Consider the following 18011-nt stretch of genomic DNA (forward strand, 5'->3'; position numbering starts at 1 on the left):
GGTGTTTTCCTAACCGGAGGCAGCACCGAGGGCCGCCTGTGTGGGCTCAGCCGCAGGGTCTTTCGGGCCGAATGTGAATCAGGACCGGTAGCTTTCTCAAATCAAACCCCAGGCCTACGGCCAGTGAGTGGTTGACGAGTGCAGGGACTCGTTAACCACTCACGGGCGGCGGAGCCGCCTCACCGGAGGGTCAGGACACTCTTCCCGACGGTTCGGCGGTGTTCGAGATCGAGCAGGGCCTCGGCCGCCGCCTCGAACGGGTACCGGTTCGGCTCCGGAATCGTCAACGCGCCCGATGCGAGCAAGGGACACAATTCGCTCCACTGCGCCGACAGTCGTCGGGGGTCCTCGGCCCACCACGAGCCCCACGCGACTCCGACTGCGGATGCGTTCTTGAGGAGCAGTCGGTTCGCTTTCACCGAGGGGATGTCCCGGCCGGTGAAGCCCATCACGAGAATCCTCCCGCCCGTGGCCAGTGATCGGACGCTGTCGGTGAAGCGGTCGCCGCCGACGGGGTCGACCACGACGTCGACCCCGCGGCCGTCGGTGATCGCGAGGACCTGGTCCCGCCAGTTCCCGGTGGCCGCGATGTCGGAGGCGCCGAGGCTCCGCACGTACTGCGCCTTCTCCTCACTGCTGACGACGGCGATGGTCCGCGACGCGCCGAGGTGGGGCGCCAGTGTCATCGCGGCGGTGCCGATGCCTCCGGCCGCGCCGTGGACGAGCACCGACTCCCCCTTCTCGAGGCGTCCACGATGTACCAGCGCGAAATGCACGGTGAGGTAGTTGAACAGGAGGGCGGCGCCCGCGGCCATCGAAATTGTGTCGGGGAGAGGGAACGTCGTCTCCGGCGGCAGTGCGACCACTTCGGCCATCGCGCCGCCCACACCGGTCAATCCGACGACCCGGTCGCCCGGAGAATATCCGCTGCCATCGGGTGCTGACCGCACGATCCCGGCGACTTCGCCGCCGGGGACGAAGGGCAGTTCCGGCTTGTACTGGTACCGGCCCTGGGTGAGAAGCAGATCCGGGAATGACACCCCGACCGCATGAACCTCGACGAGGATCGCGGATTCGTCCGCGACGGGTTCGTCGACCTCGACGGGGGCGAGCGCCCGGGGACCGTCGAGCGCGGTGACCATCAGTGCGCGCATGCGGTTGCCCCCGCTCATGTGATCGGGAGTTCGCGGACGGCCGCCCGGCGCAGCTTGCCGACTTCGGTGCGCGGGAGGTCGGACCGGAAGTCGACGACTTTGGGTGCCGCGTAGGGTCCGACGCGCTGCGCGACGAGGTGTGTGAGTTGCGTGACAAGATCGCCGTCGTCAGCCCGGGCGTCCGCGCGGACGACGACGGCCCGGACCACTCCACCGCGGATCGGATCGTCGTACGCGACTGCCGCGGCGTCGGCGACCGCCGGGTGCTGCAACAGCGCGTTCTCGACCTCGACCGGGCTGATGTTGTGCCCCGACGCGATGATCATGTCGTCGTCCCGGCCCAGTATCTGCCACCGTCCCCCGGGGTCCGTGACTGCTCGGTCCTCGGTGAGGAATACGTCGCCGCGCCAGCGGTCGGCCCACAGGTCGGGGGTGTTCTCGTAGCCGCTGGACATCTGGTGCCGGGGCCGCCGCACCGCGATCAAACCCGGTTGGCCGTCGGCCACCGGTTGCCCGTCCCGGTCCGCGAGGAAGGTGTCGAACCCCGGAATCGTGGCGGACATCCAGCCCGGGCCGGACCTCGTTTCGGTGCCCTGGGTGTCGCCCAGGAGCATGCCGACCTCGGACAGTCCGTACCCGTTGCGCACGGCGGGGGCACCGGTGCCGGCCCAGGCCGCGGCGACCGCTGCGGTGAGCGGTTCACCGGCAGCGGCGACGGTGCGGAGCGTCGGCGGCACCCCGTCCTGTGCGAAGGTGTCCGTCAGTCGTCGCAGGGCAGCCGGCGCGGTAGTGAGGATCGTGGCCTTCTCTTCCCGGATGACGCGATGCCAGGCCTCGGGGACGAACTTCCCGGAGTACATGACGCGCGGCACGCCCAGCGCCATGACGGCGGCACCGGTGCTGTACAGCCCGAACGCCCACGCCGGGTCCGACGTCGAAAAGACGACGCTGTCGCGGGTCGCCCCGAGAACGCACTTCGCGTAGGGCATGACCGAGACGAAGGTGGCGTGGGTCATGGTGCACGCCTTCGGTGTTCCGGATGTTCCGCTGGTGAACAGCAGGGTGGCGGTGTCCCCGAGCGCCGTGGTCGCGAGCGGGCCGTCGGCGTCGGCCCGGTCGACCTCGGTCCAGAAAGACCTGTCGTCCGTGCCGGCCGCGACGTCGCCGACGACGAACACGGCGGGATCGAGTCCGTGGGTCGCCTGCGCCTGCGCGAGGGCCGGCCGGTACCGCTGATCGACCACGACCGCGCGGACTCCCGCCGCGTCGAGGCGCAGGCCGATCGCGTCCGGGGCGAACCCGCCGAACAGCGGCACGTACACCAGCCCGGAGCGCCACGCCGCCAGTGCGGTGATCCAACTCTCGACCTGTCGCGAGAGCAGTCCGCCGACGCGATCTCCCCGCTTCAGTCCCGCGCGTGCGAACACCCGTGCCGCCTTGGCGGCGAGCCTGTCGAGTTCGCGGTACGTCCAGCGATCGGCCGAGCCGTCCTCGTGCCGGACCGTCAGCGCCACCCGATTCGGGTCGGCCGCATAGCGGGTGCAGATTTCGTGGGCCGTGTTGAAGTCGCCACCGAACGGGTCGCGGTCCAGCAGGGATTCGATGTCCTGCCAGGCACCGGCGAGTGCGGACGTTGCGAGTCTGTCGAAAGACATCAGTGATTCACCTTTGCAGTTTTCGTCAGGGTCAGGACCAGGACCGTGATGGCGCACGCCGCGGCGATGTACGCGGCCAGGGCCCACGAACCGTCCGTCTCGGCAGCGATCGCCACCGCGATGAACGGAGCGGGAGCACTGAACACGACACCACCGAACTGATAGGCGACGGACGCGCCGGTGTACCGGACTTCGGCCGGGAACAGACCGGTGACGTATCCGGCCACCGCGGAATAGGTGACGGCGTGACCGATGGTGATGATCAGAATCATCGCCAGCAGGACGGCGAGACCCACACCGGTCGACAGCAACCAGAAGAACGGATACGCGATCGCGGCCATGTAGAGGGACCCGTAGATCAACATCTTCCGTGCTCCGATCCGGTCCGCGATCATCGACGCGTAGGGCACCGACAGGATGTCGAGGACACACGCGACGAGGATGCTCAACAGAATCGTCTGCCGCGAGATGCCGAGATCCTTCGGACCGTACGACAGAACGAAGACGGTGACAAGGTAGAACGGCACGAGGGAGGCGGCCTGGGTGAGAATCCCGACGCCCAGCGCGCGCTTCTCACCCCGCAGGACCGCGAGGATCGGGAAGTCGGCAATCTTCTTGTTGCGCTTGACGTTCTCGAACTCCGGCGATTCGACGACCTTCAGTCGCACGTACATGCCGACCGCGACCAACCCGGCACTGGCCAGGAACGGAAGCCGCCATCCCCACGCCTGTACCTGGTCCTCCGGAAGCTGCTCGACCAGGAGGAATGCGAGCGTCGCGAGAACGAGTCCGGCAGGTACACCTGCCTGCGGCCAGCTGCCATAGAACGCCCGCTTCTCGCGCGGTGCGTGTTCGACTGCCATCAGCACCGCACCGCCCCATTCGCCGCCGACCGCGAAGCCCTGCGCCAGGCGCGCGACGACGAGGAGCACGGGCGCCGCGAGGCCGATCGCTCCGTACGTGGGAATGAGTCCGATCGCGACCGTCGACGACCCCATCAGCACCAAGGAGAACACCAGCATCTTCTTGCGGCCGATCCGGTCTCCGAAATGCCCGAAGACGATCGCGCCTGCGGGACGCGACACGAACGCGACACCGAATGTCGCGAAGGCTGCCAGCGTTCCCGACAGCGGACTCAGCGACGGAAAGAACGCCTTCCCGAATACCAGGGCGGCCGCGGTCCCGAAGATGAAGAAGTCGTACCACTCGATTGCCGTTCCGACGAAGGACGCGAAGGCAACCTTCTGGGGTTTGACCCGAGTGACCTCCAGGTCGTCGATGACTCTCATATCGAATCTCCCATCGCTGCTGATGTGGGGCGTGTGGCTGCCGTGTCGATCCGGTGCCACCGCGCTTGTGATCGGGCCGTCGGGCCTCGTCCGGGATTCGCCGATCGGACATCGTCCGCGCCGTCGCCCCGTGTGGCCACGATCACAGGTCTAGCACATCCCGGACGTCGACCGCAAGCATTCTTGTACCGATCGATCCAAGTCGTAAACCCGCCTAAATATCCAGGTATGCTGCGTTCAGATCGACTTCTACGCACACGCTGGACTATTTTTGGATCGATCAGTACATTTCTGGGCATGAACGAGAACGATCACGACGCCGCCCGCGTCGCGCTGGTCTCCGGCGGGTCCCGCGGCATCGGGGCCGCCGTCACCACGGCCCTGACGCAGCGCGGCTGCCGGGTGGGCTGCACGTACCGGACGAGACGTGAGGACGCCGAGAAACTCGCAGCGGACGCTCCCGAACAGGTACTTCCGATCCGCTTCGACCTGCACGACGACACCACGGCGCTCACGGCGGTGGAGCGCGTCGTCTCCCACTGGGGACACCTCGATTCGCTCGTCCTAAACGCGGGCCAGTGGTCGGGCGGGCGGCTCGTCGAGACGGACCCGGACGCCTGGTGGAGCGTGATAGAGACGAACCTCCGCGGCACCGTCGCCCTCGCGCGGGCGGCGCTACCCCACCTCGTGCACGGCACGTCACCGAGCATCGTGCTGGTGTCGTCGGTCGTCGGCCTGATCGGTCACGCCGGCGACACCGCGTACGCGGGTGCGAAGTCCGCGATGATCGGCTTCGGTCGCTCACTCGCCAAGGAAGTCGCACGTGACGGCATCCGGGTCAACGTGCTGGCCCCCGGCTTCGTCACCACCGACATGACCGACGCGGTGCCCGTCTCCGCACGCAGGCGCATAGAACGAGAAACCGTCCTCGGCCGATTCGGCACCGTCGAGGAAATCGCGAAGGCCGCAGTCTTCCTCAGCGAAGACGCCACATTCTGCACAGGCTCCGTCCTCACCGTCGACGGTGGCTGGGCGCTGTGACACACCACGACCGCAACGACAAACAACGAAGGGACACAACATCATGACCGCGACACTCACGCATTCGGTCGGCATTCCGGACTCGGAGTACCGGGCGCTCCGGGACCGCATTTTCGAAGCGATCTGGTCCGAACTCGATCCGCTGGAACAGCAAATCGAGGACGCCGAGCAGGTTCCGCACGACATCGTCATGCCCATCCTCGACCGGATCGGCGCGCTCGGCCTGCTCGTCCCCCGCGAGTACGGCGGCAGCGGCCTCTCGATCGCCCAGTACCTGCCGATCATCGCCGAATTTGCCAAAGTACAGGGCGGGCTCCGGGTCATCGTCCACGTGCACAACTCCTTCGCCCACGCGCTCTCCGAGATCGGCAGCGACCGACAGAAGGCGGATGTCCTGCCGAGCACGGCCACGGGCCGGAACTCGGTCGCGTTCGCGCTGACGGAACCGGGCTTCGGGACGGGCGCCGACCTCGGGTCGACCGCGGTGCGCGAGGGTGGCGACTACATCCTGAACGGCGAGAAGTGGTTGATCACCAACTCCGACATCGCGTCTCACTTCATCGTCTTCGCGAAGACGACCGCGACCGACGTCTCCGCGTTTCTCGTTCCCCGTGAGACCGACGGTCTCTCGATCGCAGCGCTTCCCGAGACGATGGGATGCAAGGGCACCGAGCACGGACGCGTCACCCTCGATTCCGTCCGGGTGCCCGCCACCGCCCTCGTCGGCGTGGAGGGGCAGGGAAACGAGCACCTCGAACGCGCACTGGAGATCAGCCGGGTGTTCATCGCCGCAAGCTCCCTCGGCACGTCCGAGCGCGCCCTCGAACTGTCGATCGCCCACGCGAAGAGCCGTGTCACATTCGGCAAGCCGATCGGCACACGGCAGGCCATCCAGCGCTACCTGGCGGAAATGGCCACCGACGTCTACGCCCTGCGCGGGATCCTCGCCGACGCAGCACAGAAGTGGGATGCCGGCGAACGGATTCCCGCTGAGGCCAGCATGTGCAAGCTGTTCGGCCTCGAGGCCGTCGGCCGGGTGACCGACCGGGCTCTGCTCATCCACGGCGGAATCGGATACACGCGCGCGCACCCGATCGAGCGCCTCTACCGGGATGCCCGCCTCAACTGGCTCGAGGAGGGCACCCCGACGATCCAGTACCTGGTCACCGCGGGACGCCTGCTCGACGGGTACGCGTTCTCCGACGCCTTCGAGACGTCGCGTACCAACTGACATCAACCGCCCTGCGGCCGGAACGGCCGCAGGGCGGCACCACGCTCGCGAAGGAGACGAACAATGACCGACCACGACCCCACCGTCCTCGTCGCGGGGGCACGAACCCCGTTCGGACGCTTCATGGGATCGCTGTCGAGCCTGAGCGCCCAGGAACTCGGTAGCCACGCGATCGGCGGTGCGCTGGAATCCGCCGGTGTCGACGCACGCGCCGTCGACCACGTCGTCATGGGTCAGGTGCTCACGGCAGGCAGCGGACAGCTGCCGGCGCGCGTCGCGGCGGCGGCCGCCGGAATCCCCATGACGACACCGGCACTGAACATCAACCGGATGTGCCTCTCCGGAATCGACGCGATAACGCTGGCGCACCAGATGATCGTCGCCGGCGACGCGGACATCGTGGTCGCCGGCGGCCAGGAGTCGATGAGCACGGCGCCGCACCTCCTGACGAACAGCCGTCGCGGGCACAAGTACGGCGACACGGTACTGATCGACCACCTCGCGTTCGACGGGCTCCAGGACGCCTTCACCGGGTCGTCGATGGGGGCGCTGACCGAGTCGCGGAATTCCGAGTACGGGATCACCCGGGATGCCCAGGACGAGTGGGCCGCTCGCTCGCACCGTGCGGCCGCACGCGCGCGCAAGGACGGCGTCTTCGCGGCCGAGATCGTTCCCGTTCCGATCAGGTCCGGGCGGGGTGAGTCGACCGACGTGAGCCACGACGAGGGCATCCGGGCCGACACCACGGCAGCGGACCTCGCCGGTCTGCCTCCGGCTTTCGCCGCAGGCGGCTCGCTGACGGCAGGGAACTCGTCACCGATCTCCGACGGTGCCTGCGCCGTCGTGGTCACGCGGAAGTCGACGGCTGTCCGGCTCGGACTGTCGTGGCTGGCCGAGATCGGATCACGCGCCGTGGTCGCCGGACCCGATTCGGGTCTGCACGAGCAGCCGTCGAACGCCATCCAGGCCGCGTGCCGACGCGAAGGGATCGCGCCCCGCGAACTCGATCTCGTCGAGATCAACGAGGCGTTCGCCGCGGTCACACTCGTTTCGTCCGAACGCCTCGGTCTCGACGCGGACCGGGTGAACGTCAACGGCGGCGCGATCGCGCTCGGCCACCCGATCGGTGTGTCCGGGGCACGGATCGTCCTGCACCTCGCGCTCGAACTGCGCCGCCGCGGCGGTGGCGTCGGCGCAGCGGCGCTGTGCGGGGGCGGCGGCCAGGGGCAGGCCCTGATCGTGCACGTCGAACGGTGATTCGATGAGCACCAAGTACGACCTCAACCGCGCAGAAATTCTGCGCGTGTCCGCCGAGTTGTTCGCGAGGTCGGGCTACCACGGCACCGGGATCGCCGACCTGGGCACGGCGGTGGGGCTCGGCCGCGGGGCCCTGTACCACTACATCGGCAGCAAGGAGGAGGTGCTGTTCGCGATCAGCAGCCGGCAACTCGCGCAGATGAACGACGTGGCCGACGAACTCGCCCTGACCGAACCGGATCCGGAGCGCCGCCTCCGCGGTCTGGCACGGGCCCTGCTCCGCAACATCGCCGAGCACCGCGCGGAGTGGACGGTGTTCTTCCGCGAGTACCACGCCCTGACCGGTGATCGGCGTGCGCGGGTCGTCGCGGCGCGCGAACGGTACGAATCGCATTGGCGGCATGCGTTCGACCAGGGCGTCCGGGACGGGGTGTTCACCCTGCTGCCGCCGTTGATGATCAAGGGTGTGCTCGGCATGTTCAACTACAGCTACCTCTGGCTCACCGCCGACGGCGCCCGCACCCCTGAGGAGATCGCCGACGGCTTTCTCGACGCCCTGATCACCGGGCTGGCCGCGCCGAACCCGTGATCTGGGCCGTCTAGACTCACATCTTCGACCGCCGGGAGACAAAGGGGCCCTTCGATGAGCGACAAGTACGACGCCAACCGGGACCGAGTCCTGCAGGTGGCCGCCGAATTGTTCGCGAAGTCGGGCTACCACGGCACCGGGGTCGCCGAGATCGGTGAGGCCACCGGGCTGGGCCGGGGCGCGCTGTATCACTACATCGGCAGCAAGGAGGCAATCCTCTACGAGATCAGCAGCCGGCAACTCGCGCAGATGAACACGGTCGCCGACGAACTCGCGCTGTCCGAGGCCGACCCGGAGAAACGGCTGCGTGGCCTCGCACGGGCGCTCATGCGGAACATCGCCGACCACCGTGCGGAGTGGACGGTGTTCTTCCGCGAGTACCACGCCCTGACGGACGAGCGTCGCGATCGCATCATCGCCGAACGTGAACGGTACGAATCCCATTGGCGGAACGCGCTGGAGCAGGGCATCCGCGACGGCCAGTTCCGTGCTCTCCCGCGGCTGATGGTCAAGGGCCTGCTGGGCATGTTCAACTACAGCTACCTCTGGATCACCCCCGCGGGCGCCGAGACACCCGAGGATATCGCGGACGAGTTCCTCGACGCCGTCGTCACGGGGATTCGGGCCTGAGGCGCTGCGCGCCCGTGCGTGGTTAGCGAGTGCAGGGACTCGTTAACCACTCACGGGCGGCGGAGCCGCTGACTTGGACGCACCAAGCCAGTGAGGACTATCCTCGTCGCATGAATCCCTCGCCGGCCACCCCTGCCCGTTGCTCCATCGCGCGCACCCTCGCAGTCCTGGGGGACAAATGGACGCTGCTCATCGTCCGCGACGCCTTCTGGGGCCACAGTCGGTTCTCGGAGTTCACCCGCAGTCTCGGGGTGGCGTCCGATGTGCTCACCGCACGGTTGGCGATGCTCGTCGACGAAGGAATCCTCGAACGCCGCGCCTATCGTCAGGAAGGGTCGCGGGAACGTCAGGAGTACGTTCTGACCGAGAAGGGCAAGCAGTTGCACGTCGTTATCGGGGCACTGGGCCAGTTCGGTCGCGACCATCTGCCGCGTCCGGGTAGCACCTCCCCCGAGTACACCGACGAGACCACTGGCGAGGCCGTGTCCCTGGCGTTCGTCACCGACGACGGTCGACGCGTGAGCGCGTCCAGCCTTCATGTCCAGAAATCTGATCCGGCTTTGACGGCCGGCACACAGGGTTAGTCCTCGTCGATCGCAGCCCATTCTGTCCGTGAAACTCCCGATGCCTTGACGAGAAGTGCCTCCCCGCACAGCAACTCGAGGGCGGCAGCTCACAGGCGCATGGGTAACTCGTGCAGCCCGGCAGAGGTGCCTCGTCATACCCATGCTAACTTGGTATTTCCAAGTTAGAGAGAATCGAGGCAAAATGGCAGTGCAACACGGAGTTCGCGCAGTCGAGAATTTCTGGGCCCGGGTGTGGCAGTCACCCCAGAATCCCCAGGCGATCGACGAACTCGTCGTCGATGATTTCGTCATCGTCACCGGCGGACAGGCGATCCGCGGCCGAGCCGACTTCAAGGAATGGGTGCGTAATTTCCAAGCCACTGTCGAGGATCTGGAGTTCATCCCCATCGAGACCTTCCAAAACTCGGACGGTTCGCGCGTCGCCTCGCTCTGGGAAATGACCGGGCGCAACCGCGGCATCATGGGCACCGAACCGGACGGGCGACCCATTCATCTGACGGGCACCGCTGTGTGGAACGTCCGCGCCGATGGGATGCTCGAGTCCAACCGCGTCGAGCGCAATGCATGGGAGCTGTACCGGCGGCTGACGGCCTAGGATTCACCCCACTCACGGCGCCGAAGGCGATTTGTCGTGGCGTGACTCGTCCAGCCACGACCTCCGACTCCCCTGCTCATCGCGGCGATACCCAACCCGGTGACGTGAGGTTCCCCTCCTCACGTCACCGGAGCAGTCTGCAGCCCGTGTCCAATCCAGCCTACCGCCGAGCCGGAACCGTCCTGTGCGTTCGCCGGTCCCCATCGACTGACGATCCCAAGGAGCGCTTACATGCACCCAGGTTGCAACCGCACACGGCTCGGGTAATACCCACAAGAAGCACAGAAACCACCGGTGCAGCATGCGTTTTGGAATCGAGCGGGCCCTTACCCACTACCTGGCAGACACCGCCGTAACAACTCCGCTGCCGAAAGCCAGTCCAATGTCATTACCTCGCCTGAGCGCTCCTCACCAACACATCCGCGAACTTTAGCCTCGAAGTCCTCGCTGGATGCAGGCCTACGCGGATGCCCCATCGGGAGTTCCTCTACCGCTTCGACCTGTGATCCGTCACTGAACTCGACAGTTACCCTGCAGTTGCCGGCGAGTACCCCATCCCCCTCAGGATCAGCTATCAGGCCGATGCGGTCGAGGATGCTCCGCACCTCCGGACGCTGTACAGCAGTATCCGTGAAGCTTGTGATATCGGGGAACCCGTCCAACAGGGTGGCGGCTATGCCGTAATTCAGCGAAAACTTGCCTTCCAGACCCGTACTCGGATAGTCGTGAATCAAAGGTAGAACTGCACTCCGTGGAGTGTGCAGTCGTATGCCGGCAATCTCGTCGATCGGAAGCGCACCCAGCGACCGAATCGCGGTGATAGGGCGCTGAAGGGCGTAACAGCACGGATGAAGCTTTAGCCCCAGACCATCCGGAATGGGGGGACCTGCAAGTTGCGGGGAGTTCCGGCCTCCGACGAGCCGAAACCACTCATCGACAGCGCGCGGGTCGGCAGTCGCGCCTGCTGCGGCGAGTCGGGCTGCACGTACGCCGGCATCCGCAGCGAATCCCACCTGCATCGGCTTGCCTGCGGTGCCAAATGCTTGACGGACACCGCCCGCGGCGGGAACAGCGTGCGCCATCGCTGTAGCAACGCCGTCCGAGTCGAGCCCGAGAGACAGCCCCGCTGCGACAGCAGCCGCGATGGCACCGACCGTCGCGGTGGAATGCCATCCCTGCGTGTAATGGTTCCAACCGAGAGCGCTACCAAGGCGCGCCATCACTCCCGCCGCCGCTAGGTACTCTCGCGCACCACCGCCCGCTGCCAAGGTGGCGGGTACGCACACCACACTGATGTGCGTCGTGGACGGTATGTGCAGATCGTCGAAATCGAGTACGTGCCCGACCGTTGCCCAACGCAGCGCAGCCGGCAGGCCATCAGTCCACGCCGCTACCGGATCATCGAGTGCCGCAAGGGTAACGGTGACGGTATCAATCAGAGCACGTTGCGCAAGCTCGAGATCTGCGGACGTTGGGTCGATACCGGCAGCCCATCGTGCGAGATCACGCATGCTGACGACGCTCGACTCCTGCACCGCACCAGTCATTACCCACTCCTTTTCTGCAGAGTTCTCCTGAAAAAACCCCAGTTCGGAACACCATACCGCTGAGCGGCATACCCCACAAGCCTTGCGAGAGGCCTTCACCATCAGCTACTGAGCCGTTCAACCCGGGGAATATGGGGGCAGCAACCACATGCACGTCAACCTTGACAGCTGTGACCCTAAGCACGATACTTACCTAGCGAAACACTGTGCCGTTCAGCAGCACGGACGAGTTGCCTCTCCTGCTTCCGCACTCGCATCGAACGTCTCACTTCCAACTGCAACGACCGTGCCCCAGTGGCATCGAAGCCGGACCGAGTTGAACGAAGTTTCACCTGTAGAGGCACTTCCGTGCATCTTTGTTCCGCGAATTCGAAGGTTCCTGACGGTTCCTACCGGGCCGAACGCCACCACGCGGAACCACCCGAGAACCTTCAAAACCACCGTCAACGACCTCATCCTCCGCGAAAGGCGCCCAGCAAATGAAAATGGACACATCCGATGAGACGGCGATAATAAACCCGAGACGGCAGCTGATTGCCGGCACTATCGGACACTCGGTCGAGTTCTTCGATTTCCTCGCATACTCCTACCTAGCGGTGTACTTCGCGTCTTCCTTCTTCCCTTCCTCGGAATCGTCGGGACTAGTGCCCCTCCTGGGCGCATTCGGAGTTTTCGCCGTCGGGTTCCTCGCGCGGCCGTTGGCAGGACTCTTCATTGGACACTTCGCAGATCGGTACGGCCGCCGACGAGCCCTGAGTCTGACCATCACCCTTATGGCCGGCGGTAGCTTGCTAATCGCCCTATGCCCCACGTACAACCAGATCGGCGTCGCCGCGCCCATAATCTTGACTGTTGCCCGCATCCTGCAGGGATTGTCCGCAGGAGGCGAGTACACGACGGCGGGTGCCTTCATCGTCGAATCCGCGCCAGCCGGGCGGCGCGGCTTCTACTCGAGCTTCATGTTCGTCGCCTCCGGCCTGGGCAAATTGACGTGCCTTGCCTTCATTACTGCGTTCGTCGCACTCATCGGTGAAGACGCTATGCGCGACTACGGTTGGCGAATTCCCTTCGCTGTCGGCGCATTAGCCGCGGTCGCCGCCTGGTATATCCGCCGCGGGACCCAGGAAACGCTCAAAGTGGCCGACTCCGAATCGGGTGCCACGCCGACAGGCCGCAATCCACTCGCTGCCCTGCAACGTTATCCCCGACAGTCCATCATTGTGTTCGCGATCGCAACCGGAATGGGCGTGGGACAGTACTTCTGGGCTACCTACCTGACAACTTACTTCCAGATCCAGAACGGTGTCTCTGCCACCACTGCCATGACAGTCGGGATCATCACCCTGATTCTTTACACCGCTGCCCAGCCACTCGCCGGGTTGATCTCCGACAGATACGGGCGCAAACCGTGCATGTATGCATTCAGCATCGGCACTGTGATCGTCACGCCTTTCCTGCTCTCTATCTCGAGCACGAACTTCACAACACTCATCATCATCCAGCTCATCGGTCTACTGCTGTTGAGCCTGTGCACATCGATCACGTCAGCCGTGATGGTCGAGAATTTCCCACCGCACGTCCGAGTGAGCGGCCTGGGATTCCCGTACTCGCTCTCAGTGGCACTCTTCGGCGGAACGGTCCCGCTTGTTGCCACTAGCCTGGCCAATGCCGGCTACGCCCAGTTTTTTCCGTGGTACATCGTGGTCACCGCCATAATCACGCTGCTCGGTGCCATATCGGTGCCGGAAACGTATCGAAGCGACATATCGGGTGATGCCGATCGGAAACCCTCGGTGCCCGCGTAGCTGCCGGGGGTTACCGCCAGCGCTCGGTCGCTACAGACGGCATCACGCCAAACACTGTAGCGGCCGAGCGGTTGACCGATCGAATCATCATTCCCGCGGTGCCAGGCGTCACCGATTCCGATGAGTGCGGAAAGTACGTGGACTCGCGTGAGTATCGCCGATGGCGTGAACGGCGTCGTGCTGCTCCGATCGAAGCCGGCAAAGGACGCAAACACTCGGACGGCGAAGCCCCAGCAGCGGACATTCTGCAGATTCGGTACGTGTCCCTCAAAACCGTCGTTGCAGACCAAGCCTTGGGCTCGAGTCTGAGCGCATCAGTCTCTTCGCCAGCATGTGGGCACCACACGGGGACCCTATCTCCGAGAAAATCCTCGAGCATTTCGGCATGACAACCCGCCGGTTCATCGAACGCTTCTGCCGGGTCACCCCTGCATCAAATTATGCTTCTGCCGATCTGTGCGCTTTAGCGAGCGGGTATCCACCGCCACCCGGGCCTCCAACACCCTGCCCCATTCAGTACGCGATCGAGCGAATCTGTTACAGGCCGCCCCTGTAGTCGACACTCCACCTGAACCATGACTCACAGGGCCGGGTTGGTTCTTCTCGGGTGTTCATCGGACATGGCGATTTGGAGGATTCCGCCGACGGCCCGGATTCCTGTCGACGTCAGTAGTGGCTCGCCGCGGACTGTCGACTTCTGCCCATAGTGATTCGGTAGGTGTAGTTCTCGGGCAAGTAGTAGTTGACCGCCAGCTCGACTACCTGACTGTCCGAGTCGAGGTACAAGCGATCGGCACGGAGTAACGGGTGCCCGGTGGGGCAGCCGAGATAGTGGGCGATGTCCTCGGCGGCCGGTGCGACCGTGATCGACTGCACAAGATCTGCCACGGGTGACGCCAGATGTGGTTCCAGAAGGCCAATGATCGTCTGCGACCCGATCTCACCTGATTGCATCTCCGTGCCACCGGACAGGTGGCGCGCGTGCGCGTCGGGAAGGTGAACAGTCGTCGTCACGAACACACCACCTGCATGGCGACGTACGTACGTGATCGTGCTGACGAAATCGCTGTCGAGGCGCAGTCTGCTTGCGGCTTCGATGTCAATCCGGCGCCGAAGGGGCGCAACTATTTCGGTGGTGGTATCAGAAGGGAGGTTGGTCAGTGCCTCAATGTGTCCAAGACGGCGAAGGCGCATACTCGCGTCTTCGGAGACGAACGTACCCCGGCCCGGAATTCGGTACACAAGGCCATCCGCTACCAGGTCGTGGAATGCTCGGCGCACCGTCTGCCGACTCACCGCAAATTCTTCGGCAAGCGAAAGTTCAGTGGGAAGCTGTCGGCCACCGCGGAAGTGACCTGCAGCAATTTGCTCGCGCAGCGCAATAGACACCCGTCGATGTGCTGGCTCATTTCCATTGTTGCGGTCACCCATGCGCCCGCACCGATTCGTTCAAGTGTCGCGCTGCGGCGTCCATCGCATACCGATCCGTCGAAAAGGTCCAGCCATCAGAATAGCGTTTTTTGAGACACTATGCCAGTGTGCGGCACGCGTGCGTCCCGCCTCGGGAGATCTGGTGTGACCCGCCCTTGCCAAATGGGCGCTGGCCCGCCGCGTACGCTCCCGCGGGAATGCGCAGCTCGTGACAGCACCGTTCACCGTCTATCGGAGACTGAACGCTCATCGATCTCGCGCGGCTGAGCGGATACCGTCGCGCCAGCCGAATTCGTGACGATCGCTGCGCGGGAGTCGCCGCGCGCAGCTCGGTGCGACGCACCTCTTTCGGGGATCAGAGCAGTGAGCTCACATTCGCTGCTGTGTCGCTCACCTGCTTTCCCCACCAAGACACTCGCTGTTCGTCGAACCGCGTCTCGGGCATCGAGATTCCGATGCCCCCGACAGGGCATCCGTCCTCCCCCCGCACGGCCGCTCCGACAGCGCACACCCCCATGCGATTCTGGTTGATACTGACCGCATATCCGACCCTGCGAATCTCGTCGATCTTTTTCCTGATCGACTCAGGATCGGTGTCGGTCTGCGGAGTCAGCTGTTCGATCGGACTCGACAGCACTCGGTCCACCTCGTCGTCCGGTAACTGCGCGAGGATGGCCAGCCCGCCAGAAGTATGGGGCAGCTGATACGTGGCACCGACCTTGATAAATGTGCGGACCGCCTGATGTGAGTCCATCCGCTCGATCTGCACGACACGCTCGGCGCCATCGCGAACCTGTAGAGTGATGGTTTCGTTCGTCAAATCCCGGAGCTCCCGCATCGGCTCGAGGGCTACGGTACGCAGGTCACCCTTGTCCCATCCACGCCTACCCACCGCGAGCGCCCGAGAGGTCAGCTTCCACCTCGTGTATTCGCTTCCGTCACTACGGATCCAACCCGCCGATGCCAGAGCCTGCAAAGTGCGCTGAACCGTCGATTTCGGCAGCTGAAGGGTCCGTGACAGTTCCCCGACCCCCACCGGCTGAGCCTCTGCCACAGCTTCGAGTACCCGCAAACCCCGTTCGATGCCCTGCACTTGCAATCCCTTCGACCGCCGTTGAATGAGCGCCGCTGACAGCACACATTTCCTCTTGTGCCGATTATCGGCACAGCATGTCGAAATGTCCAGCCCTCGGGTCTACGCACTCGCAGGTCAGCTGTATCCGCCCTCGCCTGTGCCATATTTTCTTGATGGCGAACTGTTGGCAAGGATTTTGAAGACTCCGGTTGCCGTGGCGACTACCACGTTGTCGACGCGCAGGTCGGAATCGGCAAAAACGATCGATGCCGTACGCCGCACGATGCGTGGCGAACTCGTCAGCAGGTCGCCCACCCGAACGGTACTGAGAAAGTTGACGTTCAGCTGCACGGTGGCCATGTTCTGCGTGCCGGATTCATGGAGGGCAGTCGATCCTAGTGCCCGGTCGGCGAAGGCCGTAATCAATCCCCCTTGCACTACTCCTCGAAGGTTGCGGTGTTTCAGTCCGCACCGCAGCCCGTATTCTCGCGCGCCAGTTGCTGTGTGGCGGCGGAGTAATGGACCAATCATCCCGATGAACCCGTCGTCGTGTATCTCCGCCCACGCGGCCTCAGTCACCACAACCCCTATTCCCTTTCTTGCTTCGGCCTCTCCTACCCAACGGGCCGGCCGACCGCAATGGCAGAAATGCCGGACCCGCCTTCGGTGGAGGGTGGCGCGGCCACCAAGGGCGGGGGTTGGAGGCGCCCCACCGCTAGCGGCCCCGCGCGGGTTCCGTCGGCTTGACCCTCGCAACCACCACGAGTCCGCGGCCGCACAACCGGTCGGTGGAGCTACTGGGTAGCCGAAAGGGCCTTCGACGGCACGGCAGCGTCCCGAATCTCCCAGAGCACCGGCTTGATGCAGCGGAAGAATTGCTCCGCATCCTCGCTCATCGGGAAGTGGCCGAGGCCGCTCATCGGGACTACCTTCGCACCCTTAATCTGCGCCCCGAGTTCCTCAGCCTCCTCGGGTCCTGTAGCGAAATCGTATTCACCATTGAGGATGTATACGGCGGTCTTCGAGGTATCGATGTCCTTCGCCGTATCCCGAAGATCATGCTCGACGCTGTAGTACTGCAGATCACCCTTGAACACCGGCGGCGACCCCTGACTGTAGACCCATGTTGTCTCCCGGCGGCCGACCTCGGGTGCAGTCGGCGATGTGAGCGCGTACATCGCTGCCGGCTTCGAGTCGTTGCTGATTTCGGGGTGGAACCAGTAGTCGAGGTAGAAGCCCGGCGAATGCAAGGCCGCCTCCAGGCCGATCACGGCACGGAACATCCCCGGGTAATGCAGAGCCAGATCCGGCGCGAGATTGCCGCCCATCGAACTACCCATGTAGACCGCGTCCGGGCAGTCGAGAGCGTCGGCGATGGCCACCACGAACTTCATGAAAAAATCCTGGGTCAGGGTGTACTCCTGCTCCCACCAGCGTACCGACAGCGGCGGTAGCGACCGGCCGTGATACGGCAGGTCCCATGCGATCACCCGGAAGTTTGCCGTGATCTCCTCGTCCTCCAGTAGATGGCGATACTGGCGGGCATCGCAGCCTGCGGTGTGCTGCAGCAGCAAGGGAATACCCGAGCCGCTCTCCTCGTAGTAGACCCGATACTCGATGTCGTCGATCGTCAGATGCACATACCGTCCAACTGCTTTGTCGAACTTGGTCGTGGTCATTTCGCCTCCTCGGCAACCCTGGTGTACGAACGCATGAAGTCGAACAGCCGCCGTAGGGCGGCGTAGTAGGCGAAAAACATCTTCATGTCCCCGCCATATCGGAAGTTGTGCCGGGAAATCGCGGAAAAGAGGTCCTGATAGAACGGCCGCGGCACTCGCTGGAAGAATCTGTTCCACTCCTCGGCCGGTGCCGAGACCTCTATGTCGTAATTTCGCGAGACTGTCATGAAGTTGTTGCCCGCCGGCGGTGCCATCGACTTCAGCCGCCCCTCGCGGACCACCAATATGTACGTCTCGTCGCCGATCTCCAAACGGATGATGGCGTCCCAGAAGCGTGCCGCAATCTTGAATTCCGGATCCAAGTTGAGCGCCTCAGTGAACCTCTCCGTGTCCACAAATGGCATGAGTCTGTTCCTTTCCAAGGGAAGTCGCTTGTCCGACCGCGA

The 18011-nt window shown here is 64.5% G+C and carries 17 protein-coding genes; 8 read left to right on the forward strand and 9 right to left on the reverse strand.

What is annotated here, in order from left to right; translation table 11 throughout:
• Positions 1–179: 179 nt before the first annotated feature.
• Genes CBI38_RS25940 through CBI38_RS25950 form a run of 3 tightly spaced genes read right to left on the reverse strand, consistent with a single transcriptional unit; the run spans position 180 to position 4098 of the window.
• Entirely contained in the window at positions 180–1154 is a 975-nt protein-coding gene (locus tag CBI38_RS25940; protein WP_109335366.1) for an NADPH:quinone oxidoreductase family protein, read from the reverse strand.
• 14 nt (positions 1155–1168) lie between these two features.
• Positions 1169–2809: an AMP-binding protein gene (locus CBI38_RS25945; protein WP_109333406.1), complete on the reverse strand. Its 1641-nt coding sequence runs from the start codon at positions 2807–2809 to the stop codon at positions 1169–1171.
• The gene (locus CBI38_RS25950) at positions 2809–4098 is read right to left on the reverse strand and encodes an MFS transporter (RefSeq protein WP_109333408.1); all 1290 of its coding nucleotides are present in this window, start codon (positions 4096–4098) and stop codon (positions 2809–2811) included. Before CBI38_RS25950 ends, CBI38_RS25945 begins: the two co-directional genes overlap by 1 nt.
• A gap of 297 nt (positions 4099–4395) precedes the next feature.
• On the opposite strand from CBI38_RS25950, the gene CBI38_RS25955 reads away from it, so the two are divergent.
• The 7 genes from CBI38_RS25955 to CBI38_RS25985 all read left to right on the forward strand — a co-directional run bounded on the left by CBI38_RS25955 (position 4396) and on the right by CBI38_RS25985 (position 10028).
• Positions 4396–5139, forward strand: a complete 744-nt coding sequence (locus CBI38_RS25955) for an SDR family NAD(P)-dependent oxidoreductase (RefSeq protein WP_109333410.1) — start codon at positions 4396–4398, stop codon at positions 5137–5139.
• Between the two features lie 43 nt (positions 5140–5182).
• A complete protein-coding gene (locus CBI38_RS25960) occupies positions 5183–6370 on the forward strand; it encodes an acyl-CoA dehydrogenase family protein (protein ID WP_109333412.1) in 1188 nt (395 codons plus the stop codon).
• A gap of 63 nt (positions 6371–6433) precedes the next feature.
• The gene (locus CBI38_RS25965) at positions 6434–7627 is read left to right on the forward strand and encodes an acetyl-CoA C-acetyltransferase (protein ID WP_109333414.1); all 1194 of its coding nucleotides are present in this window, start codon (positions 6434–6436) and stop codon (positions 7625–7627) included.
• 4 nt (positions 7628–7631) lie between these two features.
• Complete coding sequence (locus CBI38_RS25970) at positions 7632–8216, forward strand: TetR/AcrR family transcriptional regulator (RefSeq protein ID WP_061040812.1); 585 nt, start codon at positions 7632–7634, stop codon at positions 8214–8216.
• A gap of 54 nt (positions 8217–8270) precedes the next feature.
• A complete protein-coding gene (locus tag CBI38_RS25975) occupies positions 8271–8846 on the forward strand; it encodes a TetR/AcrR family transcriptional regulator (RefSeq protein WP_109333416.1) in 576 nt (191 codons plus the stop codon).
• Positions 8847–8956: 110 nt separating this feature from the next.
• On the forward strand, positions 8957–9430 hold the full coding sequence (locus tag CBI38_RS25980) for a winged helix-turn-helix transcriptional regulator (protein ID WP_109333418.1): 474 nt from the start codon (positions 8957–8959) through the stop codon (positions 9428–9430).
• A gap of 184 nt (positions 9431–9614) precedes the next feature.
• On the forward strand, positions 9615–10028 hold the full coding sequence (locus CBI38_RS25985; RefSeq protein WP_109333420.1) for an ester cyclase: 414 nt from the start codon (positions 9615–9617) through the stop codon (positions 10026–10028).
• A gap of 326 nt (positions 10029–10354) precedes the next feature.
• Here the strand turns inward: CBI38_RS25985 and CBI38_RS25990 are convergent, their stop codons facing one another.
• Positions 10355–11575: an MmgE/PrpD family protein gene (locus tag CBI38_RS25990; protein ID WP_109333422.1), complete on the reverse strand. Its 1221-nt coding sequence runs from the start codon at positions 11573–11575 to the stop codon at positions 10355–10357.
• A 485-nt stretch (positions 11576–12060) separates the two neighbouring features.
• Between CBI38_RS25990 and CBI38_RS25995 the strand changes: the two genes are divergently transcribed.
• Positions 12061–13380: an MFS transporter gene (locus CBI38_RS25995; RefSeq protein WP_230989970.1), complete on the forward strand. Its 1320-nt coding sequence runs from the start codon at positions 12061–12063 to the stop codon at positions 13378–13380.
• Positions 13381–14046: 666 nt separating this feature from the next.
• On the opposite strand, the gene CBI38_RS26005 is transcribed toward CBI38_RS25995, so the two are convergent.
• The 5 genes from CBI38_RS26005 to CBI38_RS26025 all read right to left on the reverse strand — a co-directional run bounded on the left by CBI38_RS26005 (position 14047) and on the right by CBI38_RS26025 (position 17969).
• Positions 14047–14811 carry a GntR family transcriptional regulator gene (locus CBI38_RS26005; RefSeq protein ID WP_109333428.1) on the reverse strand — a complete coding sequence of 255 codons (765 nt, stop codon included), beginning with the start codon at positions 14809–14811 and terminating at the stop codon, positions 14047–14049.
• Between the two features lie 355 nt (positions 14812–15166).
• A complete protein-coding gene (locus CBI38_RS26010) occupies positions 15167–15904 on the reverse strand; it encodes an IclR family transcriptional regulator (RefSeq protein WP_109335367.1) in 738 nt (245 codons plus the stop codon).
• Between the two features lie 117 nt (positions 15905–16021).
• Positions 16022–16465 carry a PaaI family thioesterase gene (locus CBI38_RS26015; protein WP_230989971.1) on the reverse strand — a complete coding sequence of 148 codons (444 nt, stop codon included), beginning with the start codon at positions 16463–16465 and terminating at the stop codon, positions 16022–16024.
• 215 nt (positions 16466–16680) lie between these two features.
• Positions 16681–17565, reverse strand: coding sequence for an alpha/beta fold hydrolase (locus CBI38_RS26020; RefSeq protein ID WP_109333430.1), 885 nt, complete (start codon positions 17563–17565; stop codon positions 16681–16683).
• Complete coding sequence (locus CBI38_RS26025; protein ID WP_109333432.1) at positions 17562–17969, reverse strand: hypothetical protein; 408 nt, start codon at positions 17967–17969, stop codon at positions 17562–17564. The genes CBI38_RS26020 and CBI38_RS26025 overlap by 4 nt, the downstream gene beginning before the upstream one ends.
• Positions 17970–18011: the final 42 nt, after the last annotated feature.

The sequence above is a fragment of the Rhodococcus oxybenzonivorans genome, from assembly GCF_003130705.1.
Taxonomy (GTDB): Bacteria; Actinomycetota; Actinomycetes; order Mycobacteriales; family Mycobacteriaceae; genus Rhodococcus_F; species Rhodococcus_F oxybenzonivorans.

What these genes read in the sequence shown, in the direction of transcription:
- CBI38_RS25985 (WP_109333420.1), top strand. Translation starts at nt 9,615, where the DNA reads ATGGCAGTGCAACACGGAGTTCGCGCAGTCGAGAATTTCTGGGCCCGG.
- CBI38_RS25980 (WP_109333418.1), top strand. Translation starts at nt 8,957, where the DNA reads ATGAATCCCTCGCCGGCCACCCCTGCCCGTTGCTCCATCGCGCGCACC.
- CBI38_RS26005 (WP_109333428.1), bottom strand. Translation starts at nt 14,811, where the DNA reads ATGGGTGACCGCAACAATGGAAATGAGCCAGCACATCGACGGGTGTCT.
- CBI38_RS25940 (WP_109335366.1), bottom strand. Translation starts at nt 1,154, where the DNA reads ATGCGCGCACTGATGGTCACCGCGCTCGACGGTCCCCGGGCGCTCGCC.
- CBI38_RS25950 (WP_109333408.1), bottom strand. Translation starts at nt 4,098, where the DNA reads ATGAGAGTCATCGACGACCTGGAGGTCACTCGGGTCAAACCCCAGAAG.
- CBI38_RS25945 (WP_109333406.1), bottom strand. Translation starts at nt 2,809, where the DNA reads ATGTCTTTCGACAGACTCGCAACGTCCGCACTCGCCGGTGCCTGGCAG.
- CBI38_RS25995 (WP_230989970.1), top strand. Translation starts at nt 12,061, where the DNA reads ATGGACACATCCGATGAGACGGCGATAATAAACCCGAGACGGCAGCTG.
- CBI38_RS25990 (WP_109333422.1), bottom strand. Translation starts at nt 11,575, where the DNA reads ATGACTGGTGCGGTGCAGGAGTCGAGCGTCGTCAGCATGCGTGATCTC.
- CBI38_RS26020 (WP_109333430.1), bottom strand. Translation starts at nt 17,565, where the DNA reads ATGACCACGACCAAGTTCGACAAAGCAGTTGGACGGTATGTGCATCTG.
- CBI38_RS26025 (WP_109333432.1), bottom strand. Translation starts at nt 17,969, where the DNA reads ATGCCATTTGTGGACACGGAGAGGTTCACTGAGGCGCTCAACTTGGAT.
- CBI38_RS25970 (WP_061040812.1), top strand. Translation starts at nt 7,632, where the DNA reads ATGAGCACCAAGTACGACCTCAACCGCGCAGAAATTCTGCGCGTGTCC.
- CBI38_RS25965 (WP_109333414.1), top strand. Translation starts at nt 6,434, where the DNA reads ATGACCGACCACGACCCCACCGTCCTCGTCGCGGGGGCACGAACCCCG.
- CBI38_RS25955 (WP_109333410.1), top strand. Translation starts at nt 4,396, where the DNA reads ATGAACGAGAACGATCACGACGCCGCCCGCGTCGCGCTGGTCTCCGGC.
- CBI38_RS25960 (WP_109333412.1), top strand. Translation starts at nt 5,183, where the DNA reads ATGACCGCGACACTCACGCATTCGGTCGGCATTCCGGACTCGGAGTAC.
- CBI38_RS25975 (WP_109333416.1), top strand. Translation starts at nt 8,271, where the DNA reads ATGAGCGACAAGTACGACGCCAACCGGGACCGAGTCCTGCAGGTGGCC.